Here is a 20,712-nt window from a genome sequence, read left to right as displayed (position 1 = left end):
ATTTAAAATAACAAAAGCAAATTTTAAAAGCGTAAATTTAAAATTTATTTTAAACTTTCATTAAATAAATTCTCGCGTCTATTTTTCTTTTGGCTTGTGGCAAAATACAGCACAATCACGCCTAAAATTATCGCAATTGATGAAGCAATCAAAATAGACAATTTAGCCGCTGCTATTTGCTCGCTATCACTAAAAGCAAGCCCAGCCACAAAAATCGACATAGTAAAGCCAATGCCAGAAAGCACGCCCACAGCGATAATATGCTTATAAGTTAGCCCTGTTGGGCGCACGGAGATATTTAATTTTTCACTTATAAAAGAAAAAGCCACAATCCCAAGTGGTTTGCCAACAACCAGCCCCAAAACCGTCCCATACAAAATGCCATTAGAGCTTAAATCTACGCCATTTTCAAGGCTAACCCCAGCATTTAAAAAAGCAAAAACCGGCACTATAAAATAAGCACAAATGGGCTGTAAAATCAGCTCCATTTTAACTAGCGGATTTTGCGCGTAGTTTGAGTATTTGGCGATGGTATCTAGCATATGGACTTGTTTGCTGGTTTCTTGGATATCGATTTTTTTACTGCTATCTTGGCGAAAAAAGTTCATAATCCCGGTAAAAAAATCGCGCACAAATCCGCGCGCTTTTTCATCTTTTTGTAAAATCCCCGCGCCTTCTTTGACAAGCATTTTGTTCCATTCTTCGAGCATATTTATAATGCTTGTGAAGTATTTTGTGCGGATATTTGAACGCCCGGGGATAGCAAAGGCTAAGATCACGCCAGCTATTGTGGTATGAATGCCACTATTAAAAACCGCAATCCACAGCAAAATCCCGGTTATAATATAACTAAGCAAATATTTTGTATCTTTATAATTTAAATAAATCAAAAAACAAACCAACAGCCCAGCGATTAAAAGCCATTGGAGATTAAGATTAGCCGTGTATAAAAATGCTATCACCAAAACAGCACCCAAATCATCAAAAACAGCAAGCGTAACCAAAAAAATCTTTACCACATTTGGAATGCGCTTGCCAAGCAGTAAAATCGCACCAAGAGTAAAGGCAGTATCCGTGCTCATAGCTATACCAAAGCCGTGAGCTGATGGGGTGTTGTAGTTAAAATATAAATAAAATATCACAGGAATTAGCATTCCGCCCACAGCACTAAGCACCGAAAAGCTAACCCTTTTAAAGCCAGCAAGCTCTCCATAAAGCACTTCGCGCTTCATTTCTAGCCCAACCATCACAAAAAACAGCGTCATTAAAATATCATTTACAAAATGCCCCACGCTAATTTGTATTTTTTGATTGCCAAAAAACGCGCCAAATTCTTCATTTAATAAGGCAAAATAAATATTTTTATACTCGCTATTTGCCACAGCCATAGCCAAAACCACGCAAAAAAACAGCAAAATACCGCCAAAAGATTCGTGGTTTATAAAATTTGTTAGTCCGCGTTGTAGTTTTTCTTTAATATACAGCGTGGTTTGAATAGGAAATTTATGGATAATAATTCTATGCTTTGGCTGGCCAGTTTGCATCACAAAAACCTTGAAATTTGCTTAAATTTTATAAATCCGGGATTTTATCAAAAATCCTTAACTTTTAAGCTAAAATTTTAATAATTTCGCGCTTTAATTATAAATTATTAAAATTTCTTATAAATTAAGCAAATTTATTATAATTTATTAGATATTAGCTAAACTCCAAGCCTTACACTACATCACGCGAAAGGACACACATGCGAACTTTTAGTAAAACTCCTGTGAAGTCAGGGGGGGGGGGGCTTTATGAAAGCTATTTTTAAAGCCCTAGTTGCTTTAATGCTAACATCAAGTATGGCGTTTGCTGCTAGTATGGACGATATCATATTTGTTTCAGAGGCTAGCAGCGATTGGCTACCAAAAGATAATAAAATTTCTTTTAAAAATACCAATGGCACAAACGGCACAAATTACCTAGAACTAAGCGACAACAAAAACTATGTAATGGATATAGGTGGCACGGGTCCATTAAAATATGACAGGGGGCAATTCTACACCATCGGCTTGGTTAATCCTAAAAAGGTCAAAGATAGCCAAAATAAAAGAGGTGGCTATATTGAGGTTATAATAGATATGAATATGGCTAAATCCATACTTGCTAGCGAAGTTCAAAAAGATGGTAAGCTAAGAGAATATATCGACAAGAAAAGAGCCACTCCGCCAAGCATTTATGGCAAGCATAAAAGCGATGGGCTAAACTTCTTTTTAGTATCCAAAAAATCAGGCGCGCAAGAAGAAAAAGGTATAAATTACGGACGCTGCAAACAAACTGGCAATGCTAACAATGGAGGTATAGATACTGATAAAGAAAATGTTACCGCAAGGCAATTTAAAGTAATAATCCCAGATAACGACTGCAAAAACAATAATTGTAATTCTATTTCTAACAACATTCATTATTTAACGATTAGAACGGATTCTAAATATACAGATTGCCAAACGCAGGCTAACAAAGATGATGATAAAACAAAAAGCCATATTTACGGCATTAGAATGTCTGTAAAGCGCGTAAATGAGCCGTATGTTGGATACACTGAAAGCGGGCTAACAGGCTTTAATTATAATCAAAGCGATGCAAAATCCACCTACAACCTGCCTACTTTAATAATAGGGCGCGAAGATGTTTTGCCGGAGTTTTGCACACCTGGAATGCTAGCAAATGGTCAATATCAATGCAACACAGGTAATGGAGCTACGATTTCTGGCCCATGCGCAAATAACTGCGCAGAGCAATGCAAAAATAGCAATAGCGAGCAATGCAGAAAATGCAAGGAAGTAATGTGTAATTATGAATGGGAAGAAAAACAAGGGCGAACATGGAAAAAGCAACTTCTTTGGGCAGCTTGCGGTCAAGCTGATAATATAAAAGACGAGCTAGATTGTAGAAAAACCGGAGCAAAATGTGAAAATAGAATTTTGGGTGATTGGCAAAAACATAGTAATAGGGGCGATGGCTATTTAAGCATACCAGATGGTGGTAATAATACCGCAAAAGAAACTTTTAAACCTTATAAACGAAATAATGGTGGAGAAGTCTTGCTTAATTTTGAAGAAAAATGCTGGGAAGAATTTTATGTTAAGAGTACTATATACTCAAACGCCTTTTATTTTGAAAGAAGACAATTTATAGAACAATATAATGATAGACGTGGTTGCCAGCGTGATGCATGGTGTAACTTGTCTGGCGATATTTGTGGTCCTCTCGGTTGTACATTATGGTGGGCTCATAACAAATGTGAATACAGGCACTATGTAAAAGCACCTAAAATTTTTACCTTATCTTTAAGAGAATATGCAAATAAAGATAAAAATAATGGTAGAAATTTGCCTGATTTTGAAGCAAAATTTAGAATAGTAAATGCAAGCACACAAACAGGCGGGTATTACTCAGCACCAAAAATTTCTTACTTTAAAAATAAAAGAGCTATGTGTTATGTTTTAGGTAGTAATGGTAATAGAATAGGTAGTGAAAAAGCTGTTAGTATAAGCGTAGAAGGTGGCGAAACCGATATAAACAAAAAAGAACAAGCCGATAATATGTATTTCACCATAAAATCAAAAGATTTTAACATTAAAGATGGCAAAGATATTCACTGCCGATTTGACCTTAGCGATTACCAAGATAATAAAGGCAAATATGGCAGTAATGATTGGAATGCTTTTTCAGCCTCTGGTTTATACTACGACTTTGCTTATAACTTTCAGCTAGCAAGCCTAAAAATTTTAAACACAAAAGGCGCAACATACAAGGATTTATCGCTTAATACAAAATGTTCTTTCCCAACTGCTTGGCGCTCAAAACCAGGTAGAGTAAGCGGTGGTGGCTTTTTAGATGGATGGAGTAGTGGTGCAGAAAACTATCCAATTAGTCAAGGCGCATTAGATTACACAGATGTAAATGGGCAAGAATATTTATATAGAAGCCAAGAACCAAAAAACGGAGTAAAATCCGCACAACGCCATTTCCGCTTTGATGCAAGGCCTTTATACTACACAGCCACAAAAGTAGATGGTGAGCTTTACGCAGGCTATAAATACCCTGAAAATGTCGGTGATAAAAATACTCTAAACTCACCAGCCGAGCTAGCCTATTTAGACGATAAAAAAGAAAATGAAAAATTAAAATCTATAAATTTTAATAAATCTAAAACAGGCGAAGCCAAAAAAATAACAATCAAAGCAGTAGATGCCAATGGTGATGAAATACAAGGCCTAAATCTAAAAGCCAACCTAAAAGGCCTACTAACTAGCACATACGCAAGATATGACGAGCTAAGCTACACTGAAATTCCTTATTTAGACTTAGTAAAAAAAGATGAATGCTATTTATATGGTAGTAATGGCAAATGCGTTGATACCTTTAAAAACTCGCCATATTATATAGATAACTGCTTTACGGCTAATGTTTGCCGCAGTGTATGGGGTGATTTAAATGGAGAAAAAAATCCATTTTTCGTATATACTGATAGCTTTGAAAATAAAAGATATCTAGCTTATGATAATGCGGGTAAAACAATCCTAGCTTTAAGAGATAGTGATTTTACCTTATTATCACAAAACTTAAAAACCACGCATAGCGACATAGAAGAGCCATTATGCGCCCTAGATGAAGTAGGCTCTGTTTATAGAACTAGCAACAATAAGCATAGCGATTTTAGAACAAAAGGCAAAGGCTATTTAGACTCTACAAATTTTAATAAATTAAGCTCTGATGAAAAAATGAAATATTATCTATATGGTTGCGATATAGCCGTAGTAGATGAGAGCAGAAAGGCTATAAAATTTCGTGATGATAGTAATTACGCTCACACAAAATTAGAATGGGAGGGCTTGCCATTTTACAGCTTTAAGCCAGCTATGATAAAAATCAACGCCGTCTTAGGCAGTGGCGCGCTTAATAACAACCCTTATCATTCAAATAAATTTCTATATAACAGAGCAAAATGCGCTGAATACTCAGACCCTACAAACTGCGATGATAGCGTAGAAAACTCTGCTTTTAAAATCCAAGTAGGCGCAACAGGTGCTAGCAAAGCAGATATCTTAGCAAATAACTTTTTGAGCAGATATGATGGCACTGCGATGACTAGCAAAAGGGTATTAGTGCTAAATAACTTGCTAAATCCAAAAATCGCACATCAAAATTTAAAAAGCGATGATATTTTGGTAAAAGATGATTTTAGATTTAAAATCAAAAGCAAAGATTTAGACACTTTATATTTGGCTCCAAAATGTAGCAAGTTTATTGAGATTGATGGCAATAATGGCGCAATAAAAGTAAGAGAAAAATGCGAAAGTGGCAATACTATAAATAAAGATCACTACATAGCAAAAGGCGAGGGCTCTAAGCTAATTTATAATAGCAATGATGTTAAAAGCAAATATGACCAAATGAATGGTAGTCAAACCCATTGGCAAGATTTAGTCCAAACCCCAGCAAAAAATGGCAAGCAAGGCGTAGCAGATATTACAATGTATGCAAATGGCTTTGTAAATGGTATGAGTGAGCTAAAAAATGTCAAAAAAGGCGATAAAACAAAAGGCGAACAAGACCAAGAAATCGGCTTAGTAGTGGCTCAGGGCTTTGGCAAGTATTCTTTAAAACCAGCTGAACCTGTAAGGGCTGAGGGTATGCTTGAAGATTTAGAAGTAACAACGGACGCCCCAAATAAATGGCTACAAACAAAGGGCGTTTCTGTAATGTATGATTCTTTTGGCGCGGCTGTTATTTTAGATGTAACGCTAATAGCGCCTAATAAAGAAGTAGGCATAAATAAAGATAATGCCGTGTTCTTAGCAGCGTATTCAAGCGATAAAGAAGTAGCAAAATCCTTACAAAAAGATGGCATTTTAGGCGATATAATCCCAGGTTATGCAAATTACTACCGCATTAGACGCGATGCTTTCTCAAACGCTCTGGCAGATTCATTTTTTAACTATGAAAATGCCGTTGTGGGCCTTAAAGCAACGAATATGCAAAGCGGGGATTTTTTAACTATAAATGATGTAACTAAGCCTGTGAAAGTAAAACTAAAAGGCGATGATAAAAAAATTGCTAAGACTTATTGTAACTTTATAAGGGAATGTTATCCATTAGATGCTAATGATGTTGGCACGCAATTTAGAGGTTTTGAAAACGCAAACACTAATTGGACCAATCAACAAGGCCAAGGCTCAACTATCTTAGACAAAGCAAGAACTCGCCCTACACAAAGGCGCATTGCTTGGTAAGATGATTTAAAATTTTGCGCGCTTTTTTGGGCGCGCAAATTATTTTTAAAATTTATTTTCTTTTGCGCGCTTTTTTGGGCGCGCAAATTCTTTTAAAAATTTATTTTTTAAAAATTCTTTTTTGCTTTTTAAAATTTTACTGAGTTTTTAAAATTTCTTTTTAAAAATTTTTAAAATTCTCTTTTTTAAAATTTTTTGTTTTTTTTAACTTGCTTTTTAAAAATTTTTAAAATTTTTTTTTCTATTTTTTAAATTTTTAATATAAGCGCAAATAAGCGTTAATTTGCTACAATACGCGCCTTAAATCACAAAAAGGGCTAAGATGTTTGAAGAAATTAGATTTAACACAATTGAGCGTTTGCCAAATTATGCTTTTGCTGAGGTTAATGCTATTAAGATGGCTGCTAGGCGCGCTGGCGAGGATGTGATTGATTTTTCTATGGGCAACCCAGATGGTCGCACGCCACAGCATATAATTGATAAACTTTGCCAAAGCGCACAAAAAGACAAAACGCAAGGTTATAGCGTAAGTATGGGGATTTATAAGCTCCGTTTGGCTATTTGTAATTGGTATAAACGAAAATACGGCGTTGAGCTTGACCCTGATACGCAAGCATGCGCAACGATTGGCTCAAAAGAGGGTTTTGTGCATTTAGTTCAAGCCATCACAAATCCGGGCGATGTGGCTATCGTGCCAGATCCTGCCTATCCTATACACACGCAAGCCTTTTTAATCGCTGGTGGCAATGTGGCTAAAATGCCCTTGCCTTATACACAAAAATTTGAATTAGATGAAAATGCTTTTTTTGAAAATTTACAAAATGTTTTAGATGAGAGTATGCCACGCCCAAAATATGTAGTAGTAAATTTCCCGCACAATCCAACCACTGTTATTTGCTATAAAAGCTTTTATGAGCGTTTAGTAGCCACAGCAAAAGAGCAAAGATTTTATATTATTAGTGATATAGCTTATGCTGAGCTTGGGTTTGATGGGTATAAAACGCCTAGTATTTTTGAGGTTGATGGCGCAATGGATGTGGCTGTTGAGTGCTATACTTTGTCAAAAAGCTATAATATGGCAGGCTGGCGCGTGGGCTTTGTATGTGGTAACCGCAAACTAGTAGGCGCGCTTAAAAAAATAAAATCTTGGTTTGATTATGGTATGTTTACGCCTATTCAAGTAGCAGCTACTGTCGCCCTTGATGGCCCACAAGATTGCGTAGAGCAAATTAGAGCAAATTACGAGCATCGCAGAAATGTATTAAGCGAGGCATTTAGTGCGGCTGGCTGGCCAGTGGAAAAAAGCCCAGCTAGTATGTTTGCGTGGGCAAAATTACCGCCAAAAATGCTAGCTCTTGGCTCAAAGGAATTTTCAAAACTACTTTTAACAAAGGCAAATGTTGCAGTAAGTCCTGGTATAGGATTTGGCGCACAAGGCAATGAATATGTGCGAATCGCCTTTATAGAAAATGACAACCGCATACATCAAGCAGCAAGAAATATAAAAAAATTTTTAAAAGATTATTAAATGAAAATAGCAATTTTAGGATTAGGCACGGTAGGCAAGGGCGTGCTAGATGTATTAGTAAATAATCAAAAAATCATCACCGCAAGAGCTGGCGAGCAAATAATCCCAGTGGCTGCTTTGGTGCGTGATTTAGCCAAGGCAAAAGAAGCAATTAAGGCTTATGATTTAGCAAATTTTACATTAAGCACTAATGCTGATGAAATTTTAATGCGTGATGATATAGATGTGTTTGTAGAGCTAATTGGAGGCGTGGATTTGCCAAGAGAGTTAATAAGCACATTATTAAAGCGCAAAAAGCCAGTAGTTACAGCAAATAAAGCCCTTTTGGCTTATCATAGAAGCGAGCTTGAAATGCTGGCTAAGGATACGCCTTTTGGTTTTGAAGCAAGCGTGGCTGGGGGAATTCCTATCATCAAAGCCTTGCGCGAGGGGCTTTCAGCTAATCATATAGAGCAAATCACAGGCATTTTAAATGGCACTAGCAATTATATTTTAACAAATATGATGAAAGATGGCCTAGCCTTTAAAGACGCCCTTTTAAGCGCGCAAAAATTAGGCTACGCAGAAGCTGATCCTAGCTTTGATATAGGCGGGTTTGATGCAGCCCATAAGCTTTTAATCTTAGCTAGCATTGCTTATAAATTAAACGCAAAACCTGATGATATTTTGATTGAAGGCATTGAAAATATCAGTAGCGATGATATTTATTTTGCCCAAGAGTTTGGCTATGCTATTAAGCTCTTAGCCATAGCTAAAAAAAGCGCACAAAGTTTAGAGTTGCGCGTTCATCCTGCGCTTTTAGAGCATTCTAAGATGATAGCTAAGGTCGATGGGGTGATGAATGCTGTTAGTGTGTGGGGCGATTGCGTGGGTGAGAGTATGTATTATGGCGCAGGTGCTGGCGCAAAACCCACAGCAAGTGCTGTAATAAGCGATCTAATCGACATAGCAAGAAAAATAAAAAGCCCGATGTTAGGCTATAAAGATACTAGCTTACAAAGCGGGCTAAGCTTAGTAAAAAGCGATGATTTGATGAGTAAATTTTATTTAAGATTGCGCGTGCATGATGAGCTTGGCGTAATTGCTAAAATCACAAATATTATGAGCCAAAACGAGCTTTCAATAGATAGCTTTTTACAAAAACCAAACTCATCAAAAGCCGATACAACCGTGTATTTTACCACTCACACTTGTAAGCAAGCAAATGTGCTTAAAAGCTTGGAGCTAATCGGGCGTGAAAATTTTGTAGTTTCAAAGCCTTTTATGATAAGAATAGAAAAATGAGCTTAAAAGATTATGTTTTTGGCTTTAATGCTGAAAGCAAGGCTGTAAGATATTTAGAAAAAAATGGCTTTAAAATTTTAGAGCGCAATTTTCATAGCCGTTTTGGGGAGATAGACATAATCGCTACAAAAGGGCAAAACTTGCATTTTATCGAGGTTAAAGCCACAAATGGCGATTATGAAGCCATTAATAGAGTAACTAGCAAAAAAATGGCAAAATTAATAAAAACTATTAACTTTTATTTATTACAATCCCAATTTAATTTAAATTATCAATTAGATTTAATTTGTGTGCAAAAAGATACTATCACAATGCTTGAAAATATCAGCATTTAGCGATTTTGTTACAAATTAACTTTTATAATTTAAGTAAGATTAACTCACAAAAGGAGAAAAAATGGGAAAATACATAGAGATCGCTGATAAAGCGCAGTTTGATAGCCTTGTTAAAGAGGGTGTTGTTTTTGTGGATTTTTGGGCGCCGTGGTGCGGACCTTGCCGTATGCTAGCACCTGTGATTGACGAGCTTGCTAGTGATTTTGAGGGTAAGGCTAAAATTTGTAAGGTAAATACTGATGAAGCGCAAGATTTAGCCGCGGAGTTTGGCGTTCGCTCAATTCCTACGATGGTATTTTTTAAAGATGGCCAGATTAAAGAAACCTTAATCGGCGCTCAAAGCAAGGCAGTAATTGCTGATAAAATCAATTCTTTATTGTAATTTTAAATTTGCCTAAATTAAAATTTAGGCAAATTTGAATTTAGTTTGTTTAGCTAAGCTTTTAGATTTTAAAATTTTAATTAAATAAATTAAAGGAGAATAAATGATAGATTTAGCGATTATTGGCGGTGGGCCAGCTGGACTTACGGCTGGGCTTTATGCTACGCGTGGCGGATTAAAAAATGTGATAATGTATGAAAAAGGTATGCCAGGCGGTCAAATCACAAGTAGCTCAGAAATAGAAAACTACCCAGGCATTAGCGTTGTAACTGATGGCATAAGCTTTATGGCGCCTTGGAGCGAGCAATGCACGCGTTTTGGGCTAAAAATTGAAATGAAAAGCGTTGAAAGGGTTGAGAAAATTTCAAATGGCTTTTGCTTGCATTTTGAAGATGGCAGTAAGCAAGAAGCAAAATGCGTTATAGTATGCACTGGCTCAAAGCCACGCCGAGCAGGCATTAAGGGCGAAAATGAGTTTTTTGGCAGAGGCGTTAGCACTTGTGCTACTTGTGATGGATTTTTTTATAAAGGTAAAGAAGTAGCCGTTTTAGGCGGTGGCAACACAGCAATTGAAGAAGCTTTATATCTTAGCGAGATTTGCTCTAAGGTGTATTTAATACACAGGCGAGATGAGTTTAGAGCAGCGCCTAATTCTGTTGAGCGCGCTAAAAAATGCGAAAAGATAGAATTTGTGCTAAATGCTGTGGTTGATGAAGTATTGGGCGATTCAAGCGGAGTAACGGGGCTAAGATTAAGTTATAAAGATGGCAAAACGCGCCAAATAGAAGTGCCGGGGATTTTTGTTTTTGTAGGGCTTGATGTTTTAAATAATGTTTTAAGCGATAATAATGGCGGATTTATTTGCGAAATGACGCCACAAGGCAATGTAAAGGTAAATCTAAAAATGCAAACTAGCTTGCCTGGGCTTTGGGCGTGTGGAGATTTGCGCCAAGATGCGCCAAAACAAGTAGTATGCGCTGCTGGCGATGGTGCCGTGGCCGCACTTGATGCGATTGAATATCTTAGAAATCATCACTAAACTAAGTCGCGCAATAAATTAAAATTTATGCGCGCTATTTTTATTTGGTAGATTAGCGCGCACTTACTTTAAAATCAAAAGAGCCAAAATTTTAAAATTATGCTACAATCCGCGCTTAAAATCACAAGGCAAAATAAATGCAAGATAAAGAGTATTTTAGCAACGATGACGGGCTAAACCTTCAAACCCGCAAAGAATATTTTAATGAAATTTTAAACCTTGAAAGTGGGCGGATTTTAAGTGATTTTTGGCTTGAATACGAAACTTACGGACATTTTAATGGAGATAATGCCATTGTTATTTGCCATGCATTAAGTGGAAATTGCCACGCGGCTGGGCGTTATGAGGGCGAGCGTAAAAAAGGCTGGTGGGACGATGTAATTGGGGCAAATAAGGCTATTGATACAAATAAATATTTTGTGATTTGTGTGAGTATTTTGGGCGCAAATGGCGGTATTTTGGGCGGTTCTACGAATGCGCTAAGCGTTGAGGCTAGCACAGGGCGTGAGTATAGATTGCGCTTTCCTGTGCTTGCAATTAGCGATGTAGTGCGCGCACAAATGCGCTTATTTGAGCGTTTGGGGATTAAAAAAGCGCGCGCTATTATAGGTGGGAGTCTTGGGGGAATGCAAGCGTTGTGCTTTGGCATAGAACAAAGCCATTTTTGCGATAATATAATGATCCTAGCTAGCACTTATGCCACGCAACCTTGGGCGATAGCCTTTAATAAAATCGCCACAGAAGCAATAGTGCGCGATAGCGCATTTATGGGCGGTTATTATGATAAAGAGCACATTAAAGAAAATGGCTTAAACGGGCTAAGCATAGGCAGAATGGCAGGGCATATAAGCTTTTTAAGCCCGCATTCAATGGCTAAAAAATTTGGGCGCAATTACTCTGGCACGGACGGGCTTTATGAGCTTTTTGGGCGTTATGAAATTGAGCGTTATATGCAATACAATGGCGATAATTTTGCTAGAAAATACGATCCGCTATGTTATTTGTATGTGGTAAAAATGATGAATAACTTTGATAGCACGCGCCATTACAATAGCCTAAAAAACGCGCTTTTATTAAGCAAGGCGCGCTTTTATTTGCTAGCATTTAGCGGGGATTTGCTTTTTATGCCTGATGAAATGGAGCAAATCAGCCAAGCTTTAAGCGAGCTTGGGAGAGAGCATTTTTATAGTTGCGAGCATAGCGATTATGGGCATGATTCTTTTTTGGTAGAAAACGACATAACAACAAAACACATAAAAAGGTTCTTAAATGAAAACTCTAAATAGCGCAAGTTTTGAAGAAAAATTACAAGAAATTGAAGAAATTTTAACTAAGTTAAATGATGAAAACACCACGCTTAAAGATAGCATTGAGCTTTTTAAAAAAGGCTCATTAATAGCCCGCGATGCTAGCGAGCTATTAGAAAACGCACAATTAGAAATTCAAAATTTTAAATATAATTTACAAAATGGATTTAGCGAGCAAAACTCTGCTTTAAACGATACTAGCGCGCAAAATGATGAGTTGTTTAGTTAAATCATTGGGCGTTTAGTTTTGTAATAATCTCATAACATTTTGTTGGATTGTGTTTGCTTGGCTCATGGCATAACTACCTGATTGGGCTAAGAGATTGTATTTGTTAAAATTGCTAGCTTCTGTGGCAAAATCCACATCGCGGATTTGGCTTTCGCTAGATTTTACATTTACTTGGGTTACTGTTATATTGCTAATTGTGCTTTGGAGCTGGTTTTGAACTGATCCTAGATCTGAGCGTATTCTATCAAGGGCTTTTTGGGCTGATTCTGCCACACTTACCATAGCTTGTGCGCCATAATAAGTCGTTACTCCGCTTCTTTGGTCGCCTTTTAGCGCACCAGCAGCAAAATACCCCAAGGCATCTGCTATGCTTGAAGACATTATGCCTGTATTTAGATCCTTTAAGCTTATGCTTTTTTGGCTAGCTGCTGTGCCACTAAATGCTTTTGTATCGCTGATTGTGTAGCCACTGCTTATGCTATTGCCTAAATTCACGGCTGAAACGGTTAGATTATTGGCTGCGGCTGAGATATTAAAAACAATATCCCTAGCATCTTGGCGCACTAAGGTTAAACGCCCTAAAATTGCCACATCTTTTATATCTTTACCAGCACCGCTAAATGCTCCGCCAACTGCGCTGCCACCCTCATCATATTTAAATCTAATCGCCCTGCCATCTTTGGCATTTAGGGTTAGTTTGCCATCTTTTACGCTAGCTTCAACGCCTGTTTGTTCTTTTACTTTATTTATCGCATTTACTAATACTGAGTTTGAATCGCCAGATTTTGTTTCTACTATGCCTATGCTTATATCATTTATTGTAAGGCCTGTTATTTTGCCTGCTTGAACTGTGGATGAAAAAGTAAGCGTATTCATCACCTTAGCCGAAACGCCCGTTAAATCAGACACCGCGTTTAATCTATCTGCCACTGCTTTAAGCCCGTGTTCTTTTAGCTCGGTGCCGGCTATGTTTTGGAAATTATATCCATTTGGATAGCCATCAATGCCCGATAAACTAAGGGCAAGCTCAAATTGCGAAAGTCCGCTATTTATATAGGCTATTGGCGCTGAGGTTTCAAAGCGTGTAAGGCCAATTTTATCGCTAGCAGTAGCACCGATTGAAACTTGAACTGTTTGATTGGCATATGCGCCGATTTGGAAATTTTTATTGGAGAAGTTGCCATTTAAGAGCTGTTGGCCATTAAAGCTAGTGGTGGTTGCTATGTTATCAAGCTCTTCAAGTAGCCTTGAAATGTCGCTTTGTAGGGCTTCGCGTGATTGCGTGGTTTGGCCATCTTGGGCTGCTTGGATCGCTTTGGTGCGAATGGTATTTAAAATGCTTAATTGCTCGTCCATTGCTTTATCGGCAGTTTGGACTATACCTATTGCGTCATTTGCGTTAGCTATGGCTTGGCCTAATGCGCTAGCTTGCGCGCGCAGGCTATCTGCTATGGTCATACCTGAGGCGTCATCGGCTGCTTTATTTATTCTTAGGCCTGAGCTAAGTTTGGCTATGCTTGCATCTAGCTCTCTGCCTGTCGCACTTGCATTTGTGTAGGCATTCATAGCTGAAATATTAGTGTTTATGCGAAAACTCATTTTGAGTCCTTTTTCAAAATTTTAAACGCCTTAGCAAGAAGTATTCCAAATTAAAATTTCTTAATTTGAGCTTATTAAAATTTTAAGATTTGTATTTTTAAACTTTAACTTGCTAAAATCTGCGATTTTTTTATAAGGACAAAAATGCGTTATGATATAATCATCATTGGGGGCGGTCATGCTGGCATTGAAGCAAGTTTGGCTTGTGCTAAAATGGGCGCAAAAACTTTGCTAATTACGATTTTATGCGAGCAAATCGGCGCAGCTAGTTGTAACCCTGCTATTGGCGGATTGGCTAAGGGGCATTTGGTTAAAGAAATAGACGCTCTTGGCGGTGCTATGGGGCTTGCTAGCGATGAATGCGGGCTTCAATATAGAATCTTAAATGAAAGCAAAGGGCCTGCTGTGCGTGGTTCTCGCGCGCAAATCGATATGGATGCTTACCGCATTTATATGCGAAATTTACTTTTAAATACGCCAAATTTAGACATCAGCCAAGAAATAGCCACGCAAATTTTATCTTGTAAAAATGGCGATAAAAACGAGGTTTGTGGCATAAGAACTAGCATAGGCAATGAATATGCTTGTAAAAAATTAATAATTACTACTGGGACATTTTTGCGCGGGCTAATTCACATTGGCACAGCCAAGCAAAATGCTGGGCGCGTAGGCGAGCTAGCAAGTAGCGCACTAAGCCTAAGCTTAGAGCATCACGGCATTAAGCTAGGTAGGCTAAAAACTGGCACCTGCCCGCGCGTGCTAGCAAGTAGCATTGATTTTAGCGTGCTTGAAGCCCAAAATGGCGATGAAATACCGCACCCTTTTAGCTTTCGCACAAAAAATTTTAATCCCACTCAGCTAGCTTGCTTTATAACCTACACAAATGAGCGCACACACGAAATTATTCGCTCAAATTTTTCGCGCGCTCCGTTATTTACAGGGCAGATTAACTCAACAGGGCCAAGGTATTGTCCTAGTATAGAAACTAAAATTTATGAATTTAGCGAGCGTTTGAGGCATCATGTTTTCATCGAGCCACAAACTGCACAAAAAAACGAATATTATTTAAACGGCCTTTCAACAAGCCTGCCTTATGATGTCCAGTTTGCTATGCTACGCTCCATCAAAGGCCTTGAAAACGCCAAAATAACGCGTCCAGGCTATGCGGTAGAATATGATTACGCACAGCCAACCCAGCTAAAACATAGCTTAGAGAGCAAGGCACTTAGTGGATTGTATTTAGCAGGGCAAATAAACGGCACCACAGGCTATGAAGAAGCAGCAGCGCAGGGCTTGATGGCAGGAATAAACGCAAGCCTTGCTTTAAATGGTAAAGAGCCTTTTATTTTAGGGCGCGAAGAAGCGTATATTGGCGTTTTAATCGATGATTTAGTTACAAAAGGCACGAATGAGCCTTATAGAATTTTTACTAGCAGGGCTGAGTTTCGCTTGCTTTTACGCGAGAACAACGCGCATTTAAGGCTTGGTGAATATGGCTATAATTTTGGGCTTTTAACCAAGGCAGATATTAAAGCCATAAGAGAGCTAAAAGATGATATAGCGCGCGGTATGGAGCTTTTATTAAACAAGATTATTACGCCAAATAAACAAAATCTAGCCTTGCTTAAAAGCTTAGATGAAGAGCCTATTAGCCAAAATGCAAGCTTACAAAAAATCGCCGCGCGCAAGAGCTTTAACACCCAAAAACTTCAAAGCCTAGATCCGTTTTTTCAAAATTTAAGCCAGCAAAGCTTAGAGCAAATTTTAATAGAAGCAAAATATTATCACTACATCTTACAAGAAAAAGACGAAGTAGCAAAAATGAAAGAATTAGCCCACACAAAAATACCAGAAAATATTGATTATAACGCCATTGCCAGCCTTAGCAATGAAGTAAGATCCAAGCTAAATGAGCTAAAACCACAAACCTTGGGCGCAGCCTTAAATATCAGCGGGATAACGCCAGCGGCCATTGATATATTACAAATTTCAATAAAGCAATTAAATAAAAATAAAACTTAATTTAAAATTTTAAATCCACAAGGGCAAAAATGAAAAATATTTTTTTAGCCAGCATTCATACAAACGCTGGCAAAACGCACGCTAGCGCGGTGCTTTGTGCTAGTTTTGGCTATGAATATTTTAAGCTAATTCAAGCTGGCACACCAAGTGATAGTGAGTTTATGGCTGAGTTTAATTTAAAATATTGCGCTAAAAATCCTAGCTTTTTAAAAACTATAAAAATCCATAAAGCAGGCTTTGATTTAGCCCACGCTTGCTCGCCGCACGCTGGTATGATTAAAGAAAACTTAAACATAAACGGCCTAAATATCAAGCCAGCACAAAATGAAAATTTGCTAATTGAGCTTGCTGGCGGGCTTTTTACTCCGCTTGATAGAGAGCATTTTATGATTGATTATGTTGAAAAATACGATTTTGGCGTGTTTTTAGTAGCTTGTGAATATCTTGGTAGCATTAATCACACAGCACTTAGCATAGAGGTTTTAAAAGCGCGAAATATCAAGCTTTTAGGCGTGATTTTTTCAAATTGCCAAGACGAATTAAGCAAGGATTTTTTAAAAAAACATTATAATCACATAAAATTTTTTGAGCTTTTGTATTTTGATGATGAAAAATCTCTTAAAAATGCCTGTATATCGCTAAAAGAGCAAATTTTAATTTCAGGGGTGCTTGATGATTTACCAAGATGATAAACTTTTTATAGAGCTAGAAATAGCTGAAATCCCCTGGCTTAAAATTTTTACAAACGAGCCTTTTAAAGAATTAAGCGATTTACCAAGTGATCTTAGGGCGTATCTTTTTAGCGTTGGATTATGCTGTGAGCGTGCTTTGCGTGAGTTTTACCATCCAGATAAAATTAATTGGGCAAGCCTAGCAAACTATGTCCCGCGCGTGCATTTACACATTCAAGCGCGCTTTAAAGACGATAGCTTTTGGCCACAAAGTATGTGGGGACAAAAACAACGCCAAGCACAAAGGCGCAAGCTAGATATTAGCGCATTTAGCGAGTATTTAAATCAGCAATTAAAGAGTTTATCATCAAAGAATTAGCCAGATTTTCACATTTAAGCTTAAATGAAGCTTTAAAATTTTATTTTGTTTTTGAAGGGCTTGATTTTGGGCGTAAATATAGCGATATTTTAGAGGCTATAAATGAGCAAATTTTAAATCAAGCAAGCAAAATCGAGCGAAATTTTAATAAACTTTTTAAAGAACAAGCAAGCGATGCGATAATTTTGCTAAAACGAGTAGCGCGCGGAAAGCGCGGGATTTTTAGCCTAAGCAAAAGCACGCATAATGCAAAAAGCATTTTAAATATGCTTTTTAATTTAGAAATTTTAAAACTAGAAAAAACGCCACAAATCCCGCCTATTCGCATAAAAGGACAAAAATTAAAGCGTGAAATTAGGCGTTATAAAATCCAAAATAAAGTTCAATTTAGCAAGGGATTTTATCGTTTTTGGTTTAGTTTTTGTGCGGATAATGCCTTGCTTAAAAGCCCTAAATTAGGCGCAAGGCAAAAAATTTTAGAATTTATTAAGCAAAATTTAGAGCGTTTTTATAGCTTTGGTTTTGAGCAAGCTTGTGCTAAGCTTTTAGCAAAAACGCTAAATATAGAGCCAAATACCATTTCAAGCTACTGGCAAAAGGGCGTTGAGATCGATATATTCGTAAATGCGCGCTCTAAGCTAATAGTTGGCGAGGTAAAATACAAAGAACATAAAATTTGTAAATCCTTGCTTACTAAATTACAATTTAAATGCGAGCAATGTGGCTTAAAGCCTGATTATTACGCGCTTTTTTCTCTTGGTGGATTTTCAAGCGAGCTAATAACAAATAAAGGTCAAAATGTTTGGCTTTTTTCATTAAACGATTTTGAGGCGGTTTTATGAAACAAGATATTCAAAGCACCCTAGAAAGCTTGATTCAAAGCACTTATAAAGTAGAAGAAGAATATAAAATTTTAAGCGCAAGCTACGATAATATGCGTAATTTTGTGCGCCAAATAGTTGAAAGCCTTGGCGCGGCTCTTTGGGTTGTGGATTCTAATGGCAAAATCGTGCTTGAAAATAGCCTTGCAAGCACTAATGGCGATGTATTTGCTAGCATTAAAGCAGATAATAAAAGCCAAGAAATTGAGCTAAACGGACATTATTATGCCGTTAAAATCACCAAAAGTGGTGAGCATAGCGTGATTTTAGCCACAGATATAAGCGCTGAAAAACGAAGCGCAAGGCTGGTATCAATGGGCGCGATAGCAGCGCATTTAAGCCACGAAATTCGCAATCCAATCGGCTCCATTGCTTTATTAACCAGCACTCTTTTAAAGCGTAGCGAGCCAAAAAATATAGCTTTAATTGAAGAGATCCAAAAGTCGCTTTTTCGCGTGGAGCGCATTATTAAAGCCACTTTACTTTTTACAAAGGGCGTGCATTTAAATAAGCGCAAGTTTGCTTTAAGTGAGCTTAAAATTGCTTGTGAAAATGCCGTAAAAAGCTATGATTTTAGCGCGCAAATAGATTTTAGTTTTGATGGTTTTGAGGGCGAAATTACTGGCGATTTTGACTTGCTTGATCTTGTTTTTAGTAATTTTATTTTTAACGGCATTGATGCTATTGAAGAAAGCGAGGCTGAGTATGGCAAGCTTAGCATTAGCCACAAATTTAGCGATGGCGAGCATATTTTTAGCATTAGCGATAGTGGCGCGCGCATCGATCCTAGCGTGATGTATGAGCCTTTTAAAACCACTAAATTAAAAGGCAACGGCCTTGGCCTAGCTCTTAGCACGCAAATAATAAACGCCCATAAAGGCGCGCTAGATTTACAAAACGAGCCAAAAATTTTTACTATCACCTTGCCTTAAATTTTGAAATTTTGGTAGTTTTGAAATTTTGGCAAGTTTAAAATTTCGGCAATTTCAAATTTTTAAATTTTTAAAAATCGCAAATTAAAATTTAAAGTTTTTTTGAAATTTAGAATTTTAAAGAATAAAAATAAAAAAATCATGCCTTAAATTTTAAAATTTTGGTGATTTTAAAACTATGCGCTAACGCGTTTTATTCGCCATAGTGCGTTTTTTTTTGGCGCGCCCGAGCCACGCCACACTCTCAGCCATGCTGTTTTGCGCCACGCCTGCCACGCGTTTTTCACCACGCATTTTTTTGCTATATTCGTGCCACGCGCTAATTTGTCACACTTACAAAACGCCCCGCGCACCGCATTTTGTAGTCTGCGCTGTTCGCACGCCGTTGCCCGTCTTGATTTTTACGCCTCTTGCCCCGCGCACCGCATTTTTTTATTCGTGCCATTCGCTCGCCTGTTTTTATGCCATTTGCCCTGCAAAATGCGCTCGCCTGCGCTACATTCTCAGCCACGCACACTACGCGTTTTTTTGTGAGGTCTGCTTTTTTTTGCAGGTTAAAATTTGTGTAGATTTTGAAAGATAAAGAGATTTAAAATTTAAAGAATAAAAATAAAAAACCCCGCTAAATTTTTAAAAATTTAACGGGGTGAAATTTAATTAAAATGAATATTTAAAATTTTAATTAAATTAAATTATATTAGAATTGTATGCCACCAGAGCCACCGATTTGGATTTTGCATGTATTATTTTTAAGTTCAGACTGATCACTTTCTCCGCACATTGCTAATACACCTGGCAATTTTGTAAGCTGTTTGCATACGGCATCAGCGGTTGGCTGAAAAGTTAATGTAAGATTAACTGTGGTTGATTGACCCGTACCAGTAGTGTTAGTAGGCAATGTGACTTTGACGCATTCTGTTTTGCCTTTTACTAAAAGCTGACCACTCTTATTTAGTGCGTTTGTAATCTTGGTAAAATCGCTTGTAACACCGCTAAAATTACCCTTCGCCGTATAATACGCCGTAATATCACTCACCGCCGTGGTTAAGTTTGTCGCCGCCTTTGCCACCTCTGCATCATCTCTTGTAGCTGCTAGTCTTGGTATCGCTACTGACGCCAAAACACCTAAAATTACGATAACAAATATTAACTCAATCATCGTAAAACCTTTTCTCATCGAAAACTCCTTGTGTTGAAATCCTAAGCAAACGCTAGCCCTATGATTGAGATTTTTGGAGTAAGCCACCGTCTGCTTAGTGCCTGCTTCAAGCAAGCACAAGAATTATAGGGGGGGGTTAAACTAAGCTTAAATTACATAAAGTTTTTTAAAAAAAATTTCAATTTTTTAAAAAATTTTAATAAATTTCTTTAAAATTTGGTAAATGTTTTATAAATTTTAATGCTTTTTGGCTGGGTTTGTGGTTGCGTGGTGAGATTAAAGGGCAGGGCAGTTCGATTGGCACGCGGTTTGGGCGTGGCTGAGAATTTGGCGTGGGTTTTATGAAAGGCGTGGCGAATTTGGCTTTTTGGTGCATTGAATTAAATTGAAATTTTAAAATTTTATTTTGGCTAAGAATTTGGCGCGAAATTTTAATGGCGTTGCGATTTGATTGGCGGGCGCGTGGCGCGGGTTTAAGGGCGGGCGGTTTGGCTAGCTGTGTGCGCGCACGCGGGTTTTATAAAGGCGGAGTGAATTTTGGTTTTTTCAGGCGGATTAAAAATCACATTTTAAAATTTGGGCGTTTATATGGGCGAATTAAAAGCTAAATTTTAAAATTTTGGCACTTCGGTGCTCTAACGCGTTTTGCTCTAAGACGCCGCCCAGCCAACCCACGCATTAACCCGT

Annotated in this window: 16 protein-coding genes; 13 read left to right on the top strand and 3 right to left on the bottom strand. The window is 37.6% G+C overall.

Annotated elements, in window-relative coordinates; genetic code table 11:
• Positions 1-44 precede the first annotated feature (44 nt).
• Entirely contained in the window at positions 45-1,544 is a 1,500-nt protein-coding gene (gene nhaA / locus CINF_RS07425) for a Na+/H+ antiporter NhaA (protein WP_178695952.1), read from the bottom strand.
• 249 nt (positions 1,545-1,793) lie between these two features.
• Between nhaA and CINF_RS07420 the strand changes: the two genes are divergently transcribed.
• The 8 genes from CINF_RS07420 to xseB all read left to right on the top strand — a co-directional run bounded on the left by CINF_RS07420 (position 1,794) and on the right by xseB (position 12,382).
• Entirely contained in the window at positions 1,794-6,278 is a 4,485-nt protein-coding gene (locus tag CINF_RS07420) for a hypothetical protein (protein WP_179975075.1), read from the top strand.
• Between the two features lie 322 nt (positions 6,279-6,600).
• The gene (locus CINF_RS07415) at positions 6,601-7,806 is read left to right on the top strand and encodes an LL-diaminopimelate aminotransferase (protein ID WP_179975074.1); all 1,206 of its coding nucleotides are present in this window, start codon (positions 6,601-6,603) and stop codon (positions 7,804-7,806) included.
• Positions 7,807-9,090 carry a homoserine dehydrogenase gene (locus CINF_RS07410; RefSeq protein ID WP_179975073.1) on the top strand — a complete coding sequence of 428 codons (1,284 nt, stop codon included), beginning with the start codon at positions 7,807-7,809 and terminating at the stop codon, positions 9,088-9,090.
• Entirely contained in the window at positions 9,087-9,425 is a 339-nt protein-coding gene (locus CINF_RS07405; protein ID WP_179975072.1) for a YraN family protein, read from the top strand. Before CINF_RS07410 ends, CINF_RS07405 begins: the two co-directional genes overlap by 4 nt.
• Positions 9,426-9,486: 61 nt before the next feature.
• On the top strand, positions 9,487-9,807 hold the full coding sequence (gene trxA / locus CINF_RS07400; RefSeq protein ID WP_178695942.1) for a thioredoxin: 321 nt from the start codon (positions 9,487-9,489) through the stop codon (positions 9,805-9,807).
• A 103-nt stretch (positions 9,808-9,910) separates the two neighbouring features.
• Positions 9,911-10,846, top strand: coding sequence for a thioredoxin-disulfide reductase (gene trxB, locus CINF_RS07395; protein WP_179975071.1), 936 nt, complete (start codon positions 9,911-9,913; stop codon positions 10,844-10,846).
• Between the two features lie 137 nt (positions 10,847-10,983).
• On the top strand, positions 10,984-12,132 hold the full coding sequence (metX, locus tag CINF_RS07390) for a homoserine O-acetyltransferase MetX (RefSeq protein ID WP_179975070.1): 1,149 nt from the start codon (positions 10,984-10,986) through the stop codon (positions 12,130-12,132).
• Complete coding sequence (xseB, locus tag CINF_RS07385; protein WP_179975069.1) at positions 12,116-12,382, top strand: exodeoxyribonuclease VII small subunit; 267 nt, start codon at positions 12,116-12,118, stop codon at positions 12,380-12,382. Before metX ends, xseB begins: the two co-directional genes overlap by 17 nt.
• A gap of 12 nt (positions 12,383-12,394) precedes the next feature.
• Here xseB and CINF_RS07380 read toward each other — a convergent pair whose 3' ends face one another.
• Positions 12,395-13,981, bottom strand: coding sequence for a flagellin B (locus tag CINF_RS07380; protein ID WP_179975068.1), 1,587 nt, complete (start codon positions 13,979-13,981; stop codon positions 12,395-12,397).
• 144 nt (positions 13,982-14,125) lie between these two features.
• Between CINF_RS07380 and mnmG the strand changes: the two genes are divergently transcribed.
• The 5 genes from mnmG to CINF_RS07355 all read left to right on the top strand — a co-directional run bounded on the left by mnmG (position 14,126) and on the right by CINF_RS07355 (position 18,866).
• Complete coding sequence (gene mnmG / locus CINF_RS07375) at positions 14,126-16,003, top strand: tRNA uridine-5-carboxymethylaminomethyl(34) synthesis enzyme MnmG (protein ID WP_179975067.1); 1,878 nt, start codon at positions 14,126-14,128, stop codon at positions 16,001-16,003.
• Between the two features lie 29 nt (positions 16,004-16,032).
• Positions 16,033-16,692, top strand: a complete 660-nt coding sequence (gene bioD, locus CINF_RS07370) for an ATP-dependent dethiobiotin synthetase BioD (RefSeq protein WP_179975066.1) — start codon at positions 16,033-16,035, stop codon at positions 16,690-16,692.
• Entirely contained in the window at positions 16,676-17,053 is a 378-nt protein-coding gene (locus CINF_RS07365; RefSeq protein ID WP_178695928.1) for an HIT family protein, read from the top strand. The genes bioD and CINF_RS07365 overlap by 17 nt, the downstream gene beginning before the upstream one ends.
• 185 nt (positions 17,054-17,238) lie before the next feature.
• A complete protein-coding gene (locus tag CINF_RS07360) occupies positions 17,239-17,895 on the top strand; it encodes a DUF234 domain-containing protein (protein WP_178695926.1) in 657 nt (218 codons plus the stop codon).
• The gene (locus tag CINF_RS07355; protein ID WP_179975065.1) at positions 17,892-18,866 is read left to right on the top strand and encodes a sensor histidine kinase; all 975 of its coding nucleotides are present in this window, start codon (positions 17,892-17,894) and stop codon (positions 18,864-18,866) included. The genes CINF_RS07360 and CINF_RS07355 overlap by 4 nt, the downstream gene beginning before the upstream one ends.
• Before the next feature lie 697 nt (positions 18,867-19,563).
• Here the strand turns inward: CINF_RS07355 and CINF_RS07350 are convergent.
• Positions 19,564-20,043, bottom strand: coding sequence for a type II secretion system protein (locus CINF_RS07350; protein ID WP_179975064.1), 480 nt, complete (start codon positions 20,041-20,043; stop codon positions 19,564-19,566).
• Positions 20,044-20,712: the final 669 nt, after the last annotated feature.

It is taken from the genome of Candidatus Campylobacter infans, from assembly GCF_013416015.1.
Classification (GTDB): domain Bacteria; phylum Campylobacterota; class Campylobacteria; order Campylobacterales; family Campylobacteraceae; genus Campylobacter; species Campylobacter infans.
This window is presented reverse-complemented; position numbering and strand designations above follow the sequence as displayed.

Bases quoted from the DNA above. Each gene is read 5' to 3' on its own strand.
- nhaA (WP_178695952.1), bottom strand. From the start codon at position 1,544: ATGCAAACTGGCCAGCCAAAGCATAGAATTATTATCCATAAATTTCCT.
- CINF_RS07420 (WP_179975075.1), top strand. From the start codon at position 1,794: ATGAAAGCTATTTTTAAAGCCCTAGTTGCTTTAATGCTAACATCAAGT.
- CINF_RS07415 (WP_179975074.1), top strand. From the start codon at position 6,601: ATGTTTGAAGAAATTAGATTTAACACAATTGAGCGTTTGCCAAATTAT.
- CINF_RS07410 (WP_179975073.1), top strand. From the start codon at position 7,807: ATGAAAATAGCAATTTTAGGATTAGGCACGGTAGGCAAGGGCGTGCTA.
- CINF_RS07405 (WP_179975072.1), top strand. From the start codon at position 9,087: ATGAGCTTAAAAGATTATGTTTTTGGCTTTAATGCTGAAAGCAAGGCT.
- trxA (WP_178695942.1), top strand. From the start codon at position 9,487: ATGGGAAAATACATAGAGATCGCTGATAAAGCGCAGTTTGATAGCCTT.
- trxB (WP_179975071.1), top strand. From the start codon at position 9,911: ATGATAGATTTAGCGATTATTGGCGGTGGGCCAGCTGGACTTACGGCT.
- metX (WP_179975070.1), top strand. From the start codon at position 10,984: ATGCAAGATAAAGAGTATTTTAGCAACGATGACGGGCTAAACCTTCAA.
- xseB (WP_179975069.1), top strand. From the start codon at position 12,116: ATGAAAACTCTAAATAGCGCAAGTTTTGAAGAAAAATTACAAGAAATT.
- CINF_RS07380 (WP_179975068.1), bottom strand. From the start codon at position 13,981: ATGAGTTTTCGCATAAACACTAATATTTCAGCTATGAATGCCTACACA.
- mnmG (WP_179975067.1), top strand. From the start codon at position 14,126: ATGCGTTATGATATAATCATCATTGGGGGCGGTCATGCTGGCATTGAA.
- bioD (WP_179975066.1), top strand. From the start codon at position 16,033: ATGAAAAATATTTTTTTAGCCAGCATTCATACAAACGCTGGCAAAACG.
- CINF_RS07365 (WP_178695928.1), top strand. From the start codon at position 16,676: ATGATTTACCAAGATGATAAACTTTTTATAGAGCTAGAAATAGCTGAA.
- CINF_RS07355 (WP_179975065.1), top strand. From the start codon at position 17,892: ATGAAACAAGATATTCAAAGCACCCTAGAAAGCTTGATTCAAAGCACT.
- CINF_RS07350 (WP_179975064.1), bottom strand. From the start codon at position 20,043: ATGAGAAAAGGTTTTACGATGATTGAGTTAATATTTGTTATCGTAATT.